Annotated in this window: 20 protein-coding genes; 2 read left to right on the plus strand and 18 right to left on the minus strand. The window is 56.8% G+C overall.

Going from position 1 to position 18,359, the window contains the following annotated elements:
* Positions 1–75: 75 nt before the first annotated feature.
* From ACR0ID_RS03150 to ACR0ID_RS03235, 18 genes are all read right to left on the minus strand, one after another.
* Positions 76–651 carry a hypothetical protein gene (locus ACR0ID_RS03150; protein WP_480516967.1) on the minus strand — a complete coding sequence of 192 codons (576 nt, stop codon included), beginning with the start codon at positions 649–651 and terminating at the stop codon, positions 76–78.
* A complete protein-coding gene (gene lpxB, locus ACR0ID_RS03155; protein WP_480603666.1) occupies positions 644–1,810 on the minus strand; it encodes a lipid-A-disaccharide synthase in 1,167 nt (388 codons plus the stop codon). Before lpxB ends, ACR0ID_RS03150 begins: the two co-directional genes overlap by 8 nt.
* Complete coding sequence (locus ACR0ID_RS03160; protein WP_480603668.1) at positions 1,810–2,604, minus strand: LpxI family protein; 795 nt, start codon at positions 2,602–2,604, stop codon at positions 1,810–1,812. The genes lpxB and ACR0ID_RS03160 overlap by 1 nt, the downstream gene beginning before the upstream one ends.
* A gap of 4 nt (positions 2,605–2,608) precedes the next feature.
* On the minus strand, positions 2,609–3,394 hold the full coding sequence (gene lpxA / locus ACR0ID_RS03165) for an acyl-ACP--UDP-N-acetylglucosamine O-acyltransferase (protein ID WP_480516961.1): 786 nt from the start codon (positions 3,392–3,394) through the stop codon (positions 2,609–2,611).
* A complete protein-coding gene (gene fabZ, locus ACR0ID_RS03170; protein ID WP_267364735.1) occupies positions 3,391–3,864 on the minus strand; it encodes a 3-hydroxyacyl-ACP dehydratase FabZ in 474 nt (157 codons plus the stop codon). The genes lpxA and fabZ overlap by 4 nt, the downstream gene beginning before the upstream one ends.
* Before the next feature lie 73 nt (positions 3,865–3,937).
* A complete protein-coding gene (locus ACR0ID_RS03175; RefSeq protein WP_480493217.1) occupies positions 3,938–4,516 on the minus strand; it encodes an OmpH/Skp family outer membrane protein in 579 nt (192 codons plus the stop codon).
* A 6-nt stretch (positions 4,517–4,522) separates the two neighbouring features.
* Positions 4,523–6,883, minus strand: a complete 2,361-nt coding sequence (gene bamA, locus ACR0ID_RS03180) for an outer membrane protein assembly factor BamA (protein ID WP_480603671.1) — start codon at positions 6,881–6,883, stop codon at positions 4,523–4,525.
* Positions 6,884–7,011: 128 nt separating this feature from the next.
* Positions 7,012–7,140 (minus strand): hypothetical protein, encoded by a 129-nt coding sequence (locus ACR0ID_RS03185; RefSeq protein WP_267364732.1) that lies wholly within the window; start codon positions 7,138–7,140, stop codon positions 7,012–7,014.
* A 79-nt stretch (positions 7,141–7,219) separates the two neighbouring features.
* Positions 7,220–8,572, minus strand: a complete 1,353-nt coding sequence (gene rseP / locus ACR0ID_RS03190) for an RIP metalloprotease RseP (RefSeq protein ID WP_480472665.1) — start codon at positions 8,570–8,572, stop codon at positions 7,220–7,222.
* A 4-nt stretch (positions 8,573–8,576) separates the two neighbouring features.
* Positions 8,577–9,749, minus strand: coding sequence for a 1-deoxy-D-xylulose-5-phosphate reductoisomerase (gene dxr / locus ACR0ID_RS03195; protein ID WP_480603673.1), 1,173 nt, complete (start codon positions 9,747–9,749; stop codon positions 8,577–8,579).
* A complete protein-coding gene (locus tag ACR0ID_RS03200; RefSeq protein ID WP_480545597.1) occupies positions 9,749–10,531 on the minus strand; it encodes a phosphatidate cytidylyltransferase in 783 nt (260 codons plus the stop codon). Before ACR0ID_RS03200 ends, dxr begins: the two co-directional genes overlap by 1 nt.
* A complete protein-coding gene (locus ACR0ID_RS03205) occupies positions 10,528–11,259 on the minus strand; it encodes an isoprenyl transferase (protein WP_480553445.1) in 732 nt (243 codons plus the stop codon). The genes ACR0ID_RS03200 and ACR0ID_RS03205 overlap by 4 nt, the downstream gene beginning before the upstream one ends.
* Positions 11,260–11,268: 9 nt before the next feature.
* The gene (frr, locus tag ACR0ID_RS03210; RefSeq protein ID WP_480472657.1) at positions 11,269–11,832 is read right to left on the minus strand and encodes a ribosome recycling factor; all 564 of its coding nucleotides are present in this window, start codon (positions 11,830–11,832) and stop codon (positions 11,269–11,271) included.
* Positions 11,833–12,013: 181 nt separating this feature from the next.
* Positions 12,014–13,009 carry an acryloyl-CoA reductase gene (gene acuI / locus ACR0ID_RS03215; protein WP_480485701.1) on the minus strand — a complete coding sequence of 332 codons (996 nt, stop codon included), beginning with the start codon at positions 13,007–13,009 and terminating at the stop codon, positions 12,014–12,016.
* 106 nt (positions 13,010–13,115) lie between these two features.
* Positions 13,116–14,219, minus strand: a complete 1,104-nt coding sequence (locus ACR0ID_RS03220; protein ID WP_480516953.1) for a dimethylsulfoniopropionate demethylase — start codon at positions 14,217–14,219, stop codon at positions 13,116–13,118.
* Positions 14,220–14,354 (minus strand): DinB family protein, encoded by a 135-nt coding sequence (locus ACR0ID_RS03225; RefSeq protein ID WP_480472651.1) that lies wholly within the window; start codon positions 14,352–14,354, stop codon positions 14,220–14,222.
* Positions 14,355–14,507: 153 nt separating this feature from the next.
* Entirely contained in the window at positions 14,508–15,212 is a 705-nt protein-coding gene (locus tag ACR0ID_RS03230; RefSeq protein ID WP_480603677.1) for a DUF1326 domain-containing protein, read from the minus strand.
* Positions 15,213–15,216: 4 nt separating this feature from the next.
* Positions 15,217–15,981 carry a DUF2182 domain-containing protein gene (locus ACR0ID_RS03235; RefSeq protein WP_480603883.1) on the minus strand — a complete coding sequence of 255 codons (765 nt, stop codon included), beginning with the start codon at positions 15,979–15,981 and terminating at the stop codon, positions 15,217–15,219.
* A 115-nt stretch (positions 15,982–16,096) separates the two neighbouring features.
* Here ACR0ID_RS03235 and ACR0ID_RS03240 point away from each other — a divergent pair, with 115 nt between their 5' ends.
* Both ACR0ID_RS03240 and ACR0ID_RS03245 read left to right on the plus strand, forming a co-directional pair.
* Positions 16,097–16,828, plus strand: coding sequence for a FadR/GntR family transcriptional regulator (locus ACR0ID_RS03240; protein ID WP_480472647.1), 732 nt, complete (start codon positions 16,097–16,099; stop codon positions 16,826–16,828).
* Between the two features lie 117 nt (positions 16,829–16,945).
* Positions 16,946–18,346: a selenium-binding protein SBP56-related protein gene (locus ACR0ID_RS03245; protein WP_480603678.1), complete on the plus strand. Its 1,401-nt coding sequence runs from the start codon at positions 16,946–16,948 to the stop codon at positions 18,344–18,346.
* Positions 18,347–18,359 lie beyond the last annotated feature (13 nt).

Consider the following 18,359-nt stretch of genomic DNA (forward strand, 5'->3'; position numbering starts at 1 on the left):
GATACTTTAAGTCCGCACCGCTGCAACAGACGGTCGCGGATCACAAACCCGAGACGGAACGCCGGAACAAATTTCTTACAGGGCGTCCGTAGGCGAATTGAAGAGGATATAGAGCCCAACGCAGACCATGATATATGGGGCGACCCTATCCATTCGGGCGACGCGTGGCCCCAGGCTTTTGGCCCGAGGGGCGCCCCAGGCGGCGGTAAAGACCAGCACGGAAGCGGCCAGTGCTGCGCCAATCAAGGCGGCAACGCGGTATGAGGGGGTAGAATCCGCCAATAACGGTGTCATGACCGCGAAACTGTCAATCGACAGGCTCAGGAACAGGGTAACCACCGAGGTCACGGCCCCTTTTGCCTCGGTTCCTTCAGAATTGGCCCCGAAAAGCTGCCTCCAGATACCGCGCAGACCAAAGGCCAGTGGCACAAGACCCAGAAACCCGATCCAAAACGGCGCGCCGCTCTGGTCAACGCCCAAAGCGACGGTCATGGCCAATGTCAGAACAATTGTTTGCGCGACGGCAAAGCCAATGATGGCGCGGCGCTGCTCGATCACCAGTATCAAACCCAGCAAGACGGCCAGATTGTCCAGATTGGTGGAAATCATGGCAATCCCGGCTGAAGCGGCGAACAGCGTGTGATCAAGCATGCTCAATCTGCATTCTGTCCAGCACAGCTAGTGCCGCCCGCAATCCCGGAGCTTCTCCTCCGCGCCCCAACCTTTCCATTGTCAGGTTCATCGCAAGTTGCTGAGCGTCGGGGGCATTGGTCACATCATGCAGGGCCTTGGCGATCTTTTCTGGCTGGCAATCGTTCAGCAGGCATTCAGGCACGGCGCGTGTTTCAGATACCAGGTTGACCAATGTAACAGTGTCCAGCTTGACCATGCGTTCAGCCATTTTCTGGGTCAGCCAATTGAGCTTGTAGGCGATCACCATGGGTGTATTCTGCGCGGCCAGTTCCAAAGATACCGTACCCGAAGCGGCCAGCGCAATACGTGCTGTGCCAAAGGCCGCGCGTTTTTCGATGGTGGCTTGCCCGGCCCCGATTTGGCGCGGGTCGAGCACTATTGGTGCGCCCGGCCAGTTTTGCGTCATATCGTTGACCAGATCAGTTGTTGCACCTACGGTTGGAACTACGACGCGATAACTGGGATGATCCGTCAAAAACAGCCGCAATGCCTCACCAAACGTGTCTGCCAGACGCTCGATCTCACCCCGGCGCGATCCGGGCAGAGCCAGCAGGACTGGTGCATCCCCTAGGTCGTACCTGCTCCGGATTGCTGCAATCTCAGCCTGTGTTGCCGTCGGTTCGCTGGCAACTGGATGGCCAACAAAGTCACACTCCATCCCTGCCCGCTCCATGTATGGCGGCTCGAACGGAAGCAGTGCCAGCACATGGTCGATGACCTTTGCCATTTTATCCGCTCGCCCCGGACGCCAGGCCCAGACACTGGGCGCGACGTAATGCACGGTGCGGATATCACTGGCGGCTTTGACGATTTTGGCGACACGCAGGCTGAAATCGGGGCTGTCGATGGTTATCAGAACGTCCGGCCGCGTGTCCAACACTGCTTGCGCGGTCTCCGAGATTCGACGCTTGAGGTGGAAAAACTTCGGCAGAACCTCGATCAAACCCATCACCGAAAGTTCCGACATCGGAAACCGGCTGGTCAGCCCCTGAACCGCCATCAAAGGTCCGCCCACCCCGTCGAATTCAATATCGGGGATCAGGGTCTTCAGCCCCTCCATCAACGCGGCGCCCAGCCGGTCGCCCGAAGGTTCACCGGCGACCAGAAAAACACGCATCAGACCGCTCGCTCGCGGATATACAGGAACAGCCCAAGACGGTTACATTCGGCGATGACCTGTTCTTTTTCCAAAACCAGCACACCGCCCTTTTCCAGAACGATGCCAGACAAGCCTGCCGCGACCGCATCCGTGACGGTGTCGGGCCCGATGGCAGGCAGATCAGCACGCCGATCTTGATCGGGCTTTGGGCCTTTGAACAGTATGCCGCCCCCCGCATCCGGGCGTTGTGTCAGGGACTGAAGCATCCAGGCGGTTCCAAAGATGCCTTCGATTGCCAACACCTGCCCTTTTGAGACTGCACAGGCCTGACCAATATCCGCAGCCCCCATGGCCCGCAGAATTCCGGCAGCGCGGTCTGCATCTGCCATATCACTCTCGGATGGGTGCACATCAGTCAGACAGCCCAAAGGCGGCAACAGGCCAGGGGCGATTTCATGCGCGGCGCACACCCGCAATCCTGCGCCTTCCAACAGGCCAATGACAGCCCGCAAGGCTCCGTCATCACCCGACAGCATGGCCTGCTGGATCACCGGAACCAATGGCATCGTTGCCGCGTCAATACGTTTAGGATCAACCTTCGGGCGCCGAACTGCGCCGGCCATGCAGATCTCGGTCACGCCCTTCGCCTGAAGCCCGGCGATAAAACTGCCAAGCTGTTCAAGCGGAAACACGATATCTGCGACCAGATCATCCGGCAGGAAACCTTCCATCGCGCAGATCAGCGGACGTTCCGCCAATTGGGCAACCAATTCGGTCGGCAGCGCCCCGGTTCCCGCAATCAACGCAAGCATGTTCCTATTTCCTCGGTGTCAGGAACGACCGATCGCTGTGTCCGGTGACAAAATCAACGATCCGCTGCACATAGTCGCTGTCGTTACCCTGACCAAGACGGTAGGCGCGATCCATGAACGTTCCTTCGCCTTCAGACAACTCCTTGAACGCGGCACGCAGTGCAGAGATGTCTTCGCGCGAAACACCTTTACGCTTGAGACCCACGAGGTTCAGACCTTCAAGCTCACCCCTGGATGCTTGTACCAGTCCGTAGGGAATGACGTCTTTGGGCACCATGGTGAGCGCACCGATGATAGCCCCACGTCCAACGCGCACCCATTGGTGCAGGCCCGAAATGCCACCGACGATTACATCATCCTCGACGATACAGTGACCAGCTGCGCCCGCGTGGTTCACCATGATAACCCGGTTGCCGATCTGTACGTCATGGGCCACATGAACACCTGCCATAAGCAGGCAATCATCCCCGATCCGGGTTACGCCACCGCCGCCTTCGGTTCCGGTGTTGATCGTTACATGCTCGCGAATGCGGTTGCGCTGACCGATTTCAAGGCGTGTGTTTTCACCGCCGAATTTCAGGTCCTGAGGAATCTCACCGATCACCGAAAAATTAAAGATCACGGTGTCTTCGCCAATCGATGTATCACCGGTCACAACGACATGAGACTTCAACTCGACCCGATCAGCCAGTTTTACATTGGCGCCCACATAGCTGAAAGGACCGATGATGCAATCCTGCCCGATCTGCGCTCCGTCTTCGATAATCGCGCTGGGATGGATACCGCTCATGTTGTTTTTTCCATATCCCAATCGACATAGGCCGAGAATTCTGCCTCGGCGGCCACTTCACCATCAACAGTTGCGCGGCCGTTGAATTTGAAAAGCTTGCCACCCTTTTTGCCGCGAACCGTTTCGACATGCATTTCTAGCACGTCGCCAGGAACAACTTTCCGGCGGAATTTACACTTGTCGATGCTCATGAAATAGATCAGCAACTCGGTGTCGATGACATCCATACCCACGCCCAGCATCACGCCTGCGGTCTGCGCCATCGCCTCAACGATGGTAACACCTGGCATGATCGGAGTTCCCGGAAAATGCCCCTGGAAATGCGGCTCGTTCATGGTGACGTTCTTGATACCGCGGGCCGATTGATAGCCAGAGATGTCAACCACCTTATCGACCAGCAAAAACGGATAACGATGCGGCAGGATCCTTTGGATCAACTGAATATCGGCGCTTTTGGGTTCCGTTGTCATGATGCAGGTATCCCGTTCTGAATGTTTCTTTTTCAGCGTGGTTAGCAATACAGCCTCGTAAGGGCAAGCGAACCTATTCGCTCTTGTCTTTTTGCAGCCCGCTGCCATCGCCAATTGCCGTGTTTACACGGGTTATCGCAGCTTCTGTGATATCTGACGTGCTTACAACGACATTGGAACGTTCGATGATCACGCTGGCCCCAAAGTCGCGCAGCAAATCAACAAGGATCGGACGAACTATTTCAAAGAACGTCTGTTGCGCCTCTTCGCTGCGACGCGCCAACGCGTCAAGCTTTGCTCTTTGCCCATCACGGTGGGACTGCACCTTGACATCGAACGCTTCGGCCAGAGGTCGAAACTCTTCGGCTGGCATGGTTGCACGCTTTTCAGTCAGGTCTTTTTCCTCGCGGCTGAGTTCCGCGACGATCCGTTCATTTTCTTCCGCAAGCATCGCGCTTTCTTTTTCGATCTCGCGCAAAACACGCTGCCCGAATGCCGAATTCTTGAACAGCTGCTCGCCGGACAATGTGACCACGCTGGCTTGCGGAACACCCAGTTGCTGTGCTTCAGCCGAAGGGGCCTGAAACAGCATCAAAAATGCACACAGGGCCCAAAGCGGGCCCTGTATCAAGGTAAAGAACCTGTTCGTCATCGCAGATCAGAACCGTGCCTGAATGGTCAGGTCAAAGTTCTGTTCCTTGTCGAACGTTTCCTTTTTCAGAGCCTTCGAGAAGTTGAACTGCAAAGGTCCAAACGGTGTTTCCCACAGGACCGAGATGCCGATTACGTGACGAATGGACCCGTCTGCACCAACGATATTTGCCCCTGCGGTGTTCACATCGTTGATGTTGTATAGGTTTCCAACATCATAGAACAGACCGCCCCGCAGGCCCAGCTCCTCGGGCAGACCCAAGGGGAAATCGGTTTCAAAACGCGCGACCCAGTAATAGTTGCCACCGATTGCATCATCCTGGCCATTGGACAAATCACGCGGGCCAATACCGGCCGGTTCAAACCCGCGGAAGGTACGAGGCCCCAAAACAAAGCGGTCAACAGCGCGGCTGAAACCATCGCCAGTCCAATTAAACGCACCCAGTTCCAGTGTTGCACGCAGAACGACTTCTTCGTTCCAGACCCGTGTTTGGGCGATCCCGCGAGCGGTGGTTTTGAAGTATTTGTTATCGCCACCAAGACCCGCCGCGTCGACGCCAACCTCGAACAGAACGCCTGAATTCGGGTCCAGACCACCGATCCGGCTGTCATAGATGTATGACAGTCCCAGCGAGCTGGATGTCCGTTTCCCCTGCGCAATCTCAGACGCAATCACCGCACCGCTGACCTGATCGCTCTGCTGGGTCATCTCGCTGCGGTCCCAATCATAGCGCAACCGAAGAGCAGATAGTTCGCCGATTGCATAGGTCAGTTGAGGTGTGAAAAACAACGAGCTCGTGTCGTAACTCGCAAAGCCGGAATTGGTTGCCGACAGACCCAGTCCAAGGTCGAAACGCAGCTTTCGGCCCAGCAAATAGGGCTCGGTAAAGTTAATCGTGTATTGTTCTGAATCCTGTGCTGTCGAGATGGACACACCAAGATTCTGACCGCGTCCCAGGAAGTTCGCCTCGTTCAGGCCGATTGCAATCCCGAAGCCGTCTGTGACCGAGTAGCTGCCGCCAAGGCTCAGAGAGCCGGTAGGCTGTTCTTCGACATCCACATCCAGAATGACCTGGCTGGGTGACGACCCTTCCCGAGGCTCAACTTCCGCAACCGCAAAGAACCCAAGCGCATTGATGCGTTCCGCGGCCTGACGGATTTCACGCGGGTTGAACGGGTCACCTTCGACGGTGTCGAATTGACGACGGATCACACGGTCCAGCGTGGTGGTGTTGCCCTCGATATCGATCCGCTCAACAAAAATACGCGGACCCTTCGTCAGAACAAATTCGACGTCCAGGGTAAGATCTCGGTCATTGCGCGTCACACGCGGTTCAACACGCAGGAAATCAACGCCCTGCTTCAACCCAAGGCGCTCTTGCCGCGCGATCGAGTTTTCCACCAGCGTCGGCGTATAGGTCACGCCAGGTTTGATTTTCAGCGCATCCTGATACGGCGCCGCATCGACACCGGCGATTTCGCTAACCGTCGTTATCTTTCCAAACGAGAATTTTTGGCCTTCGGTGACGTTCATCACCAGAAAGAAGGCATCCCGTTCGCGGGTAAATTCGACGTTGGCGCTGTTCACACGGAAATCGATATAGCCCCGCGACAGGTAGAAATCGCGAATGACTTGTTTGTCGAATTCGATGCGGTCGCCGATAAACGTGTCGTTGCGGAAGAATGTCCGCAGAAACGTTGCCTGTTTGGTTTCCAGTACCCGGCGCAGCCTCCGGTCCGAAAAGGCGCGGTTGCCGACAAAGCTGACGCGCTCGACCTCAATGGTCGTGCCTTCTGCCACTTCAAAGACCAGATCGACCCGGTTGTCGCTGCGACGGATGATGCGAGGAATGACAGTTGCCGCGACACGACCCTGGGCCGAATACACTTCGGCGATCGTGTCAGCATCCGCTTCGGCAGCCTGAGGCGTAAAAACCCGGCGTGGTTGCGACGAGATCACGTCCAGAAGAACGTCGTCTTTGACGCGAGCATTCCCTTCAATGCTGATCTGGTTGATCGTTGGGTATTCCTGAACCTGAATGACCAGAGTCGTGCCGCGCGGTGTCAGTTCGACTGTTTCAAATACACCACTGTCAAGCAAACGCTGATAGGCATCGTTAAGCTGTCCGGCCGTTACGGTCTGGCCCGGTTCGATTCCGGTACGAGCGATGATTGTCCCGGTTTCGATCCGGCGATTCCCCTCAACATCAAACGAGTTGATCGTGTAGCTTTGCGCCGATGCCGCATGTGGAAACGCCAGTAAGCTTACCGCAACAAAAAGGAAAAAAACCGTTAGCGCCTGCCACAAAATATTGTTTATCGGCTTATGCCCCCCGCAGGATGTGCCTGCGTCTCGCCTGTCAGTCATTTTATGCTCTACCCAGAATTTTGAGACTTTAATGCTGAGTAACGGGATTGAATGAGCTTGTCAAAAGGCGATATCGAAGCAGTCAGGCAGACAGCCACGGGACAACAGACCTACGATTTTCCCGAGAATCACATTCCCGCCAGATAGGCGGCCCCAGCCATTGCCAACGCTGTAACGGCAAAGCTCAGCATAACGTCCCAATTCAACATGAACAGGAAGCTAAAGCTTTGATACGATTTTTTCAGCGTTTTGGACATGACTGTTCCCTTTTGACGGGAATACTGTAGCGCTGAAATATGGCGGGAATGCGGCCGGAATTTGCTCCAGCCGCCACATTCAGCAGAACAGGTCGTTGCTGACCGAAAACAGCATCAGCGTCAGAATGATCGCAATTCCAATGCCCATGAGTATGCGCAACGCCCGGTCGCTGGGTGGTTTCCCGGCAATGGCCTCGTAGGCGTAGAAAATCAGATGCCCGCCATCCAGCGCCGGAATGGGAAACAGGTTCAACAAGCCTACGGCCGTCGAAAGGACAGCAATGAAGAAGATAAAGTTCTGCGCCCCCTGGCTGGCCATCGCCCCCGAGGTTTCGGCAATTCCGATTGGCCCCGAGATGTTGCAGGTGCTGATTGCGCCCGTCACCATGTGCCACATGCCGGACAAGGACCCTTCGATGATGCGGCCTGTCTGGATGACACCGCCCTTTAGGGAATCGAAAAGACCAGCCGGTACCGTAGCAGGCTCCAGCATCATGCCACCGACGATTCCGATGCGCCAATGGGTGACAAAACCACCATCAGGCTGCGGTTCATCCGTGCGCCGGGGCGCTAGGGCAAATTCCAACTCGGACCCATCCCGCCAGACTTCAAGCAGCAAGACGCGGCCGTCCGATCCTTCGACATGATCCTTTAGCTGTTCGAAGGCAAAGATCGGTTCACCATTGACCGAGGTGATGACATCCCCTTGCTTCAGTTGGATATCCATAGCCGCGCTGCGCGGGGCAACCTGACGGATCAGCGGCGGAAGCATCCAGGGGGCCTGAACCTCAAGGGGGTGGCCATCGCGGATCACGGAATAATCCAGAACCGGTTGAACAGGCAGTTGGTCGATGAATTCCTTCCATGCGACTTCTTCGTCATAGTCCGGTGTCGGACGACCGGCGATAGCCGTAATCACATCTCCCTCGCGCAATTCCTGCACGGTGCCTGGCAAAGGCTGCAACGCGCCAACGGTCAGGGGTTCACGCGAAACGCCCTGTGACCAGAAGATCAGGCCAAAAACCAGAATGGACATGGCGAAATTAAAGACCGGGCCAGCCGCGACAGTTGCTGCCCGTGCCCATAGCGGGGCGCCGTGCATGGTGCGGCGCAACTCCTCAGGACTTTGGGTCGCGATGTCTTCCATCGCCTCTTCATCCTTGCCCGAGGCCGCATTGGCATCGCCCAGAAACTTTACATATCCACCAAAAGGCAATGCTGCGATCTGCCACTTGGTTCCGCGCTTATCCTTGCGGCTCCAGAGCACCGGCCCGAACCCGAGCGAGAAGACTTCGGCATGGATACCCGACCACCTGCCCACAATGTAGTGGCCATATTCATGCACGGCCACAATGACCGACAGCGCAATAACAAAGGCAACAATCGTCCACAGCAGATTGCCGAATTGCGGGATCAGGGAAAGTACGTCCAAAATTCTATCCTGCTCGTTCCATCACAGTGTTATCGACCCACTGACGTGCCAGATGGTCGGTTTGCTGTACGTTATCAAGTGTCATCGGGGCATCAATAAGGCCACCCGTTGCGTCAAACCTGTCCAATACGGCAGAAACGGTGTCCGCCATATCAAGAAAGCCGATCCGGCGCGCAATGAAGTGATCCAGCGCGCGTTCCTTGGCGGCATTGAATACCGCGCCGGCCAGCCCACCGCGCTCCATTACGTCCCAAGCAAGTTTTAGGGCTGGATAGCGTGTGAGATCCGGTTCGTTAAAGCGCAGCTGAGCCAGCTTTGCCAGGTCCAGCCGCTGAACCGGCAGCTTCTGCCTTTCCGGCCAGTGCAACGCATACCCTATGGCATGGCGCATATCGGGGGCGCCCATATGTGCCATCATTGCGCCATCTCGAAACCCGACCATTGCATGGACAATGGATTCAGGATGAACCAAAACTTCGATTTGATCCGGAGATACTCCGAAATATTCTTTTGTTTCTATTACTTCCAACGCCTTGTTGAACATCGAGGCACTGTCGATTGTGATCCGCTGTCCCATATCCCAATTCGGATGGCTGGACGCTTGTTCGACGGTGGCGTTTGCCAGATCCTTCAGCGGCCAGTCGCGGAACGCTCCGCCACTTGCGGTGATAATCACGCGTTCGACCGTTTTGATATCTTCGCCAACCAGCGCCTGAAACACGGCAGAATGCTCACTGTCGACCGGAAGCAAACGCGCGTCATGGTTTTTGGCAGTTTCCAGAACCAGTGATCCGGCGCAGACCAGTGTTTCCTTGTTGGCCAAGGCCAGTGTCGTCCCTTGTTTCAGGGCTTCGATCCCAGGCGCAAGGCCCGCTGCCCCAACGATTGCTGACATGACCCAATCCGCCGGACGCGCGGCAGCCTCGGCAATTGCGTGCGGCCCGGCCGCCACTTCGACCCCACTGCCTGCCAAGGCGACGCGCAGGTCCTCCAACCTGTCTTCGTGTGCCGTGACAGCCAGATCGGCGCGCAACCGACGAGCGTCATCGGCAAGTTGTTGAATATTCGCACCGCCGGTAAGCGCCACCACATCATAGCCTTCGGGATTACGCGAAATCAGATCAAGCGTGTTTTGCCCGATCGAACCCGTGGCGCCAAGAACGGAAATCCGTCGCATTACATCTCACCCGGCGTGTACAGAAGCCCTGCGATCAGAACAAACACCGCAGCCCCCATCATGCCGTCGAATCTATCCAGAAAGCCGCCATGGCCGGGGATCAGGTTCGAACTGTCCTTGACCCCGAACTTACGTTTGATCGCGCTTTCGATTATGTCACCCGCCTGGCTGGCCATTGATGCGAAAACGGAAACAACAACAAAGGCAAATCCGAAACCCGCGTGGCTTGCGAAGGCGATACCGACACAGGCCGCGGCAGCCCATCCGCCTGCCGTTCCAGACCATGTTTTCTTGGGGCTGACCTTTGGCCAGAACTTGGGCCCTCCGACCATTTTGCCCACAAAATAGCCCGCCACATCCGTGGCCACCACCACCGCTATCAGCCAGACCATCCAGCCAAATCCCGAGTTTTCGCGAATGGAAATGAATCCCAGACCAGCCGCAACAATCCAGACCGCGAACAAGCCGTATAAGGTTTTCGAACGACCGATCTGTCCCATACCCACCAAAGCTGGCGCAAGCACGACAGGGAGCGTGTATAGCGCCGGCAGGTGGTAGCTGAGGATAACGGCAAACGCAGTCAGAACGCCCAACTGCACGGCCACACCCTGGCTTTCAGGGTCAATCATCCGGACCAGTTCCCAGGTCATCAGGCCACAAGCAGCTGCAATGAAGACCTCGAACCAGAGACCGCCAAGCCAGACTTCGATGGCCCCTATCGCAACCAGAACGGCGGCAGAAAGGACCCGGCTCGTCAGATCAGACCACCGGCCATCACTCATGCCAGAACCGCCCCGTACCGGCGCTCTCTGGCCCCATAGTTGCGACATAGCCTTTCGAGTTCTGCCGCGGTGAAATCCGGCCACAACGTATCTATAAATTCATACTCGGAATAGGCGGACTGCCACAGCAGAAAATTTGAAATCCGTGCTTCGCCACTGGTTCGAATGACAAGGTCGGGATCCGGAAGAACGCGTGTATCCAGATACTTAGGCAACGTTTCTTCATCCACATCCTCGGGTTTAAGCTGCCCGTCGGCCACATCCCGCGCGAGACGTTTGGTGGCGCGCGCTACCTCGTCCCGACCGCCATAATTCAGGGCGACCGTCAGATGAACAAGGTCGTTGTCCTTGGTTTCTTCTTCCAGTGAATCCATCAATTCGATCAGTTTTGAATCCAACCTTACCCGATCACCTATGAACCGAACCCGGATGCCATTATCTGCCAGGGTCCGTGTCTCCTTGATGATGTAGCGCCGAAACAGGCTCATCAACCCGGCCACCTCAACCTGCGTTCGCTTCCAGTTCTCGGTCGAGAATGCAAACACAGTCAGGTACTTGATCCCCAGATGTGGACAGGCCTCGACAACCTCGCGAACACGCCGCGCACCGGCATGGTGCCCAAACAGCCTGGGGCGACCACGCGCCTGCGCCCAGCGGCCATTGCCATCCATGATGATAGCGACATGGCGCGGGCCGCAGACCGGATCGGTTTGGGGATCTTTCGGCATCAGACCAGATCAGACCTGCATGATTTCAGTTTGCTTGGTTTCAAGCGCCGCATCTACAGCCTTGATCATCGCATCCGTCAGATCCTGCACTTCGCTTTCCCACAGCTTCTGGTCGTCTTCAGACATACCGTCCGCTTTTGCCTTCTTGATCTGATCCATGCCGTCCCGGCGCACATTGCGGATCGCGATCCGGGCGCTTTCCGCATATTGGCCAGCGACCTTGCCCAGTTCACGGCGACGCTCTTCGTTCAACTCGGGAATCGGCAGCATTATGATTGTGCCGTTCAGCTGCGGGTTGATGCCCAATCCGCTTTCGCGAATGGCCTTTTCAACCTTTCCTACCAATGACTTATCCCACACATTTATAGTGACCATGCGCGGCTCTGGGACGTTGACGGTGCCCACCTGGTTGATCGGTGTCGTCGAGCCGTAAGCGTCTACCATAATAGGCTCAAGCATCGAAGCCGAGGCGCGCCCGGTTCTCAGCGAGGCAAATTCGGTTCTCAGATTGGCCATTGCGCCATCCATGCGGCGTTTCAGGTCATCGGTGTCCAGTTCGAAGTCGTCAGACATGCTGCTCACTCCCCGTATTCAGGTACTCTTTGGATGGGTCTTACGCCATCACATTTGGGATGTATAGCAATCATGAGGCGGTTTTGTACCAATGGCCAGAGGTGTTGCGATCATTTTGTACCAAACGCGCCTTCGCAAAACCCGACACGGCATCGTATCGGGTTTAGGCTGTCATCTGCGCTCAGGCATTCACATCGACAACAACGCGCCCTTTGACCTGCCCTTTCAGGATATCGGCACCCAGTTGCGGAAGATCAGACAAGGCCGCCGGTTGAACCATCGACTCGAGCTTGTCCATGGGCAGGTCGGTGGCGATCCTTTTCCAGGCACGAACCCGGTTTTCATAGGGCTGCATGACACTGTCGATGCCCAAAAGATTCACACCGCGCAGCAGGAAGGGAATCACCGTTGCAGGCAACGCCGCACCGCCCGCCAGACCCACGGCCGCGACCGAGCAGCCGTATTTCATTTGCCCAAGCACACGCGCCAGCATCGCACCGCCCACAGCATCCACGCAGCCTGCCCAGGTTTCACTTTCCAGCGGGCGCTTGGTTGTCTCATTCAGCTCATCACGGGGCACTATTGTCGTTGCACCCAGCGATTTCAGATAATCTCCGGTTTCGGGTCGCCCGGTCACGGCAGCCACCTGATAGCCGAGATGACCCAGAATGGCAGTGGCCACCGACCCGACACCACCGGCCGCCCCGGTTACCAGAACCGGGCCGCGATCGGGGGTCAGCCCGTGATCCTCCAACGCCATCACGGCCAGCATCGCGGTAAACCCGGCGGTACCAACAGCCATCGCCTGCCGGGTATCAAGCCCATCCGGCAGAGGCACAAGCCAGTCCGCTTTGGCACTGGCTTTCTGCGAATAACCACCCCAATGCGCCTCGCCTACCCGCCACCCGGTCAGAACAACCTTGTCACCCGGCTTGTAACGCGCATCGGTCGATGCCTCGACAGTACCGGCATAATCAATTCCGGGGACATGCGGATACGCCCGCACCAAACCGCCCCCCTTGGGGGACAGACACAGACCGTCCTTGTAGTTCACTGTGGAATATTCAACCGCGACCGTGACGTCGCCATGCGGCAGATCATCCAGCGTGAGTTGCCTGACCGACGCGCTCGCCAAACCGCTTTCTTCGTCCTTGTCCATCACAAGTGCATTGAACATCTCTCAATTCCTTTCGTGTTTCTGTAACCGGCCCGTTGCTTCACCTGGCCCCAAATATCCCGGGGGAGTCGCGCAGCGACGGGGGCAGCGCCCCCAAAACCCCCCTTTAAATCCAGAAATGCGGCTGCACGGTCGCGCGGCGCATTCCATCTGGTGTTTCTACGTCCAGCTCCGTTCCCGCATCCCAATGGCTCAGGCGTACCATGCCAATGGCGACGTTGGTGTTGAAATCGGGTGACCACGCGGCCGAGGTCACCTGCCCCACACGCTTGCCGTCCGCGTAAAGGCCCCATGGGCGGTCGCAGCCCGGTACAGGATCGCCGGCAATGGCGACGGGGCGGATTTGCTGAACAGGCCCTTCCTTGGCCACACGCAGCAACGCGTCCCGACCGATACAGCCAATCGCGGTATGTGTGTTGCAGAACTTGCCCAAACCGCACTCATGCGGGGTGTTGTCGTCGGTCATGTCATTGCCATAAGACAAAAGGCCGCCTTCAATCCGTTCGATCACGTTCGGGCATCCGGCGCGCACCTGCAAATCTTCCCCTGCTGCAAACAGGGCGTTCCACAGGGGCATGCCGATATCGCTGCCTTCCACATAAATCTCGAACCCGCCTTGTTTGGAATAGCCCGATCGCGCCACAGCCAGATCGCGACCTTCAAACTGGAACATATCGAATTTGAAGAACCGGATGTCGCGCACCCGGTCGCCAAAGACACGCGCCATCAGGTCGTCGGCTTTGGGACCCTGAACAGCAAGAGGTGACACATCCGGTTCGTCCACCAGCACATCCAGACGATATCCAACGGCGATTCCCTTGACCCACAACAACAGGTCGCTGTCAGCGATTGAAATCCACCAGCGGTCTTCGGACAGTTTTACCGCAACCGGGTCATTCAGCATGCCTCCGGTTTCGTCCACGATGGGGACATAGAAACATTGCCCCGGCAACATCCCCCGTAAATCGCGCGGGGTCAGCATCTGCATCAAGCGCGCGGCGTCCGGTCCGCGCAGCTCGATCTGCCGCTCGCATGCGACATCCCAGACCTGCACATGGGATTTCAGATGCCGGTAATCGGCTTCGATGCTGTCGAAGACCGTGGGTAACAGCATGCGGTTGTAAACCGTGTATCCCTTGACCCCTGCGGCCTCGACCCCTTCTGAAAACGGTGTGCGCCGCAAGCGGCGAGAGGCGGAAATCTGCGGCATTCAAACCTCCTTGGGCATAAAGACGATGTCGCTGACGGGCGTTTGCGAACCAACTTCGGTCAGCATTTTGTGCAATTGATCCCGGTGGTGGGTCTGATGGTTGAAGATATGGATGACACAGTTTTCGTAAGACATTGTGATGTCGACCTCTTTTACGACTAAGCACCTTTTGATTGGCCCAATCAACAGTCAGTTTCTGATGCGACAACTATTGCAGAAACTCGGCCAACTGCGAGTTTTGCCAGTGATTTTACCGCGCCATCTCTTGCGCAAGCGCGCCTGTGATCATCACTTGGGCCCGTGCCAATCGATCGGACAGATTTCAGCGGACTTGCCGCCAAAATCCCAAACGCGCCCGTAGTCGCGCACTTTCGACTTGGTGCCGCGCGCCACGATGATGTCAGGACCCATCCAGTATTTGGAGTTTGAAACCATCACGGGATGTTCGGGGTCTTTGCCCGCCAGCATCTCGATCTCACCCTGAATCTTGCGGCCGATCATGATGCGGCGCTTGGTGCCGTCACGCTCGATCTGAACCGGTGCCCGTTCGGCCCCGATGATTTCGCTGACGAGCATGGTGAACAGACCGGTGGTACCGCCCGCCTGCCCGCTGAAGATTTGCAGCAGCCCGTTATAGGCTTTGCCGCTGGCGCGCTCATCTACGTAAGCCGCCACTTTCCACTGGCCTTCGCCCATCCGGCCGGGAATATCGACCAGAAGGCCGACATTCAGACCCGACAGGTCCTCGCCCTCGTAATGGCCCTCATCAACGACAATACCCATCCAGGCATGACAATGCCCTTCGGTCGGAGGGTGCGCGCCCAGTGAAACGACGCAGGGACAGAACACATCACACGAGCAGTTCAGGATCAACTCACCCTTGATGGCCCAGTCCGTCGGGCTCATCTCGCGCCGTTTCGGATTAGGCACCCGGCTGTCGATACGCTGGCTGACAGGCAACCGGTCGGCATCTGGTTTTCTGTTCTTTGCCATCGGCTTATCCTCCGTAGTTAATAGGGTAAACGAGCAGGACAAGACCGCCCGCAATCAATACAATTCCCACCGGTCGGGTCACGGCGTGCCCGATCTGGGGAAGTTTCTCCAAAACCATGAATAGGGTCGCAAGACCCATCCACAAAAGGCTCATGACACCGCCCACAAAACCAAGCGCCATGAAACCCCAGCAGCATCCGACGCAGAAGGCACCAAGGCCCAGCCCCATGCGAACACCGCCCGCAAATCCGGTTCTCCAATGGCCTAGGAAATAGGCCATAGGGGCGTGGCACACACCATGGCAGACCTCTTTGGCGCGCGAGAACTGAAACGCGCCAACTACGATCATCAACCCGCCCGCAACCCAGCCGGACCTGGCAATGCCCAGCATATCAATCACGCCACCAAACAGCAGGGCCCGCTGCGTTCCCGCGATCACAGCCGCAAACCCGACCCAAACCAACGAATACCCTGCAAGTACACCCAGCCAACCGGCACGGGTGCCATTGGCACCGTGGATCAGGTCGTCATAGCTGCGCAGGGTTGGCACAAGTGTCGGCAGCATCATGGCCGCCATCATGATCGCCCACATCCAGAACAGCGTGCCAAACTCGGCCATCGGCATGTACATATCCATGCGCGGGTCCATCGCAGCCATCGCCTGCCCCATGGGCCCCGGACGACCAATCAGGTCAAGGTCCATGTCGCGGCCCATCGCGAACATGACCCACCATGCCCACAGGATCAGGACATAAAAGCCCAGCCACATTCCGCTGCGCAGCCAAGTACGACTCACTTCGGCCTCCCGACTCAACTCTCTTGCTTTTCAAATGTCAGACTTTTAAATGTCAGACAAATAAAAATTTGCTCAGGGTCTTCTGAACATGAAAACCGCACCTCGGAAAACCGCCGACCTGTCTGCCCAGATTGCGCAAGCCATCCGGGACGCGATTGTTTCAGGCGAGTTGATCGTGGATGCGCGCCTGCCCTCGGAAGCGGAACTTTCCGAGCAATTTCAGGTCTCGCGCCCAACGGTGCGTGAGGCTTTGAAACGACTGGCGGCGCAGTCCCTGATCCGCACGCAGCGTGGCGCTACCGGAGGTGCGTTCGTGAACCGCCTGAGTTTCGAAGATGCCTATTCGCAGCAGATCACAACCTCGACCCTGCTGCTGTCGATGAACGCGGTCAGCTTTGATACGGCCTGCGAGGCCCGCTATGCGCTGGAGCGCGCCTGTGCCCCCCTGTCTGCCCAAAGACGAACGGCGGATCAGCTTGCCACGATGCGGGCGGAAATTTTTCGCCAGTCCCAGCCCGGCCTGACGGATGAGGCATTTTGTGCCTCAGACGTCACGTTCCACAGGGCCCTGGTGGACGGGGCCGACAACCCGGTCCTGTCCTATCAACTGGCTGGCGCGGTCGAGGCGATGCAGCCTTTGATGAACATGATTACCTTCACGGCACGTTCGCGCGAAGAAATCATCGCATTGCACACCAGAATTGCAGACGCGCTTGAGGCCAGAGACGCAGATACCGTCGACGCCGCGCTGGTCGATCTGGAACATTACACACAGCAACTGGCCCACGATGTGGCCGAACGCAAACGGAAACCGGCCTGAGGGCTTAAACGGAAACAAACTTTCAAAGGCAAAGGTACGAGCAGGCAGAATGTCATCCGGCGTCAAGACCGGAACTCTCAATAAGAATTGAATGACAATGATTTACGGGAGGACGTTATGAACAAAAGACCGGACCCAACCTTTTATCCGTCAGCCAAGCTGGCAATGGAAGGCCCTGCTGAAACGCTTGCTTTCACGCTGATGCTCAGCCCCGACTTTTCGCAACCTGACGGGCTGGCAGTTGTGAATGTCAATCCATCCTCGGCCGATTTCGGGAAGATCGTGCATCAGGTGATCATGCCCGAAAAAGGCGACGAGTTTCACCATTTCGGTTGGAATGCCTGTTCCTCATCGCTGTCACCGCTCAGCGGTCATGCGTTTCTGGAACGTCGCTATCTGATCATCCCCGGTATCCGTTCCAGCCGGATATACATCATCGATGTAAAGAACCCGCTTGAGGCGAAGATTCACAAGATCATCGAACCCGAGGAAGTCTTTGATAAAACCGGGTATTCACGACCGCACACGATCCATTGCGGGCCGGAAGGCATCTATGTCAGCACGCTGGGCGGCGGCGGCGAGGACGGCACGGATGGTCCTCCGGGTATTTTCATCATGGATTGTGAAAGCTTCGAGATCATCGGGCGCTATGAGATCGAGCGCGGCGTGCAGGACAAGCATTATGATTTCTGGTGGAATCTGCCACGCGATTACATGGTCAGTTCCGAATGGGGCCTTCCCCCACAATTTGAAAACGGGCTGGTGGCAGAGGATCTGCTTTCGAACAAATACGGTCATCGCATCCATTTCTGGAACCTGCGCAACCGGACCAATATTCAGACCATCGATCTGGGCGAAAACCACCAGATGGCGTTGGAAATCCGGCCCGCGCATGACCCGGTCAAACAACACGGGTTCTGCGGCGTTGTCGTTGATACCACCAACCTTCAAGGCGCAATCTTTACGTGGTGGCGCAATGACGACGGCACGTTCGAAGCCAAGAAAACGATCACCATCGACCCGCAACCCGCTGATCCAGATGATCTTCCTGATCTTCTCAAGGGGTTTGCCGCCGTACCACCACTGGTCACCGATATCGACCTGAGTCTGGATGACAAATACCTCTATGTCGCCTGCTGGGGCACCGGCGAGATGCATCAATATGATGTGTCCGATCCGATGAACCCGACCCTTGCCGGGAAGGTCGAAATCGGAGGGATTGTCAAAAAGACCAAACATCCGAACGGTCAGACTTTTGGCTATGGGCCGCAAATGGTCGAGATCAGCCGCGATGGTAAACGCGTCTATTGGACCAATTCGCTTTATTCCACGTGGGACGATCAGTTCTATCCCGAAGAAGGCGGTGCGGCCATGGTCAAGGCGGATGTGGGCGAGAATGGCGGGCTGGTTTTGGACCCGAAATTCTGGGTCGATTTCCCCAAAGGATATCGCAGCCACCAAATCCGGCTGGAGGGCGGAGATTGTTCAACCGACAGTTTCTGTTACCCCTCGGTCTGAATTGGAAACCCTG

This window comes from Ruegeria sp. AL2 (assembly GCF_056540845.1).

Excerpts from the sequence above, each read along its gene's own strand:
- ACR0ID_RS03245 (WP_480603678.1), top strand. The coding sequence starts at position 16,946 with ATGAACAAAAGACCGGACCCAACCTTTTATCCGTCAGCCAAGCTGGCA.
- ACR0ID_RS03185 (WP_267364732.1), bottom strand. The coding sequence starts at position 7,140 with ATGTCCAAAACGCTGAAAAAATCGTATCAAAGCTTTAGCTTCCTGTTC.
- dxr (WP_480603673.1), bottom strand. The coding sequence starts at position 9,749 with ATGCGACGGATTTCCGTTCTTGGCGCCACGGGTTCGATCGGGCAAAAC.
- ACR0ID_RS03225 (WP_480472651.1), bottom strand. The coding sequence starts at position 14,354 with ATGTCTTACGAAAACTGTGTCATCCATATCTTCAACCATCAGACCCAC.
- frr (WP_480472657.1), bottom strand. The coding sequence starts at position 11,832 with ATGTCTGACGACTTCGAACTGGACACCGATGACCTGAAACGCCGCATG.
- bamA (WP_480603671.1), bottom strand. The coding sequence starts at position 6,883 with ATGACTGACAGGCGAGACGCAGGCACATCCTGCGGGGGGCATAAGCCG.
- ACR0ID_RS03235 (WP_480603883.1), bottom strand. The coding sequence starts at position 15,981 with ATGTGGCTGGGCTTTTATGTCCTGATCCTGTGGGCATGGTGGGTCATG.
- ACR0ID_RS03150 (WP_480516967.1), bottom strand. The coding sequence starts at position 651 with ATGCTTGATCACACGCTGTTCGCCGCTTCAGCCGGGATTGCCATGATT.
- ACR0ID_RS03220 (WP_480516953.1), bottom strand. The coding sequence starts at position 14,219 with ATGCCGCAGATTTCCGCCTCTCGCCGCTTGCGGCGCACACCGTTTTCA.
- ACR0ID_RS03160 (WP_480603668.1), bottom strand. The coding sequence starts at position 2,604 with ATGCTTGCGTTGATTGCGGGAACCGGGGCGCTGCCGACCGAATTGGTT.
- lpxA (WP_480516961.1), bottom strand. The coding sequence starts at position 3,394 with ATGAGCGGTATCCATCCCAGCGCGATTATCGAAGACGGAGCGCAGATC.
- ACR0ID_RS03200 (WP_480545597.1), bottom strand. The coding sequence starts at position 10,531 with ATGAGTGATGGCCGGTGGTCTGATCTGACGAGCCGGGTCCTTTCTGCC.
- ACR0ID_RS03230 (WP_480603677.1), bottom strand. The coding sequence starts at position 15,212 with ATGGCAAAGAACAGAAAACCAGATGCCGACCGGTTGCCTGTCAGCCAG.
- ACR0ID_RS03240 (WP_480472647.1), top strand. The coding sequence starts at position 16,097 with ATGAAAACCGCACCTCGGAAAACCGCCGACCTGTCTGCCCAGATTGCG.
- acuI (WP_480485701.1), bottom strand. The coding sequence starts at position 13,009 with ATGTTCAATGCACTTGTGATGGACAAGGACGAAGAAAGCGGTTTGGCG.
- fabZ (WP_267364735.1), bottom strand. The coding sequence starts at position 3,864 with ATGACAACGGAACCCAAAAGCGCCGATATTCAGTTGATCCAAAGGATC.
- lpxB (WP_480603666.1), bottom strand. The coding sequence starts at position 1,810 with ATGCGTGTTTTTCTGGTCGCCGGTGAACCTTCGGGCGACCGGCTGGGC.
- ACR0ID_RS03175 (WP_480493217.1), bottom strand. The coding sequence starts at position 4,516 with ATGACGAACAGGTTCTTTACCTTGATACAGGGCCCGCTTTGGGCCCTG.
- ACR0ID_RS03205 (WP_480553445.1), bottom strand. The coding sequence starts at position 11,259 with ATGCCGAAAGATCCCCAAACCGATCCGGTCTGCGGCCCGCGCCATGTC.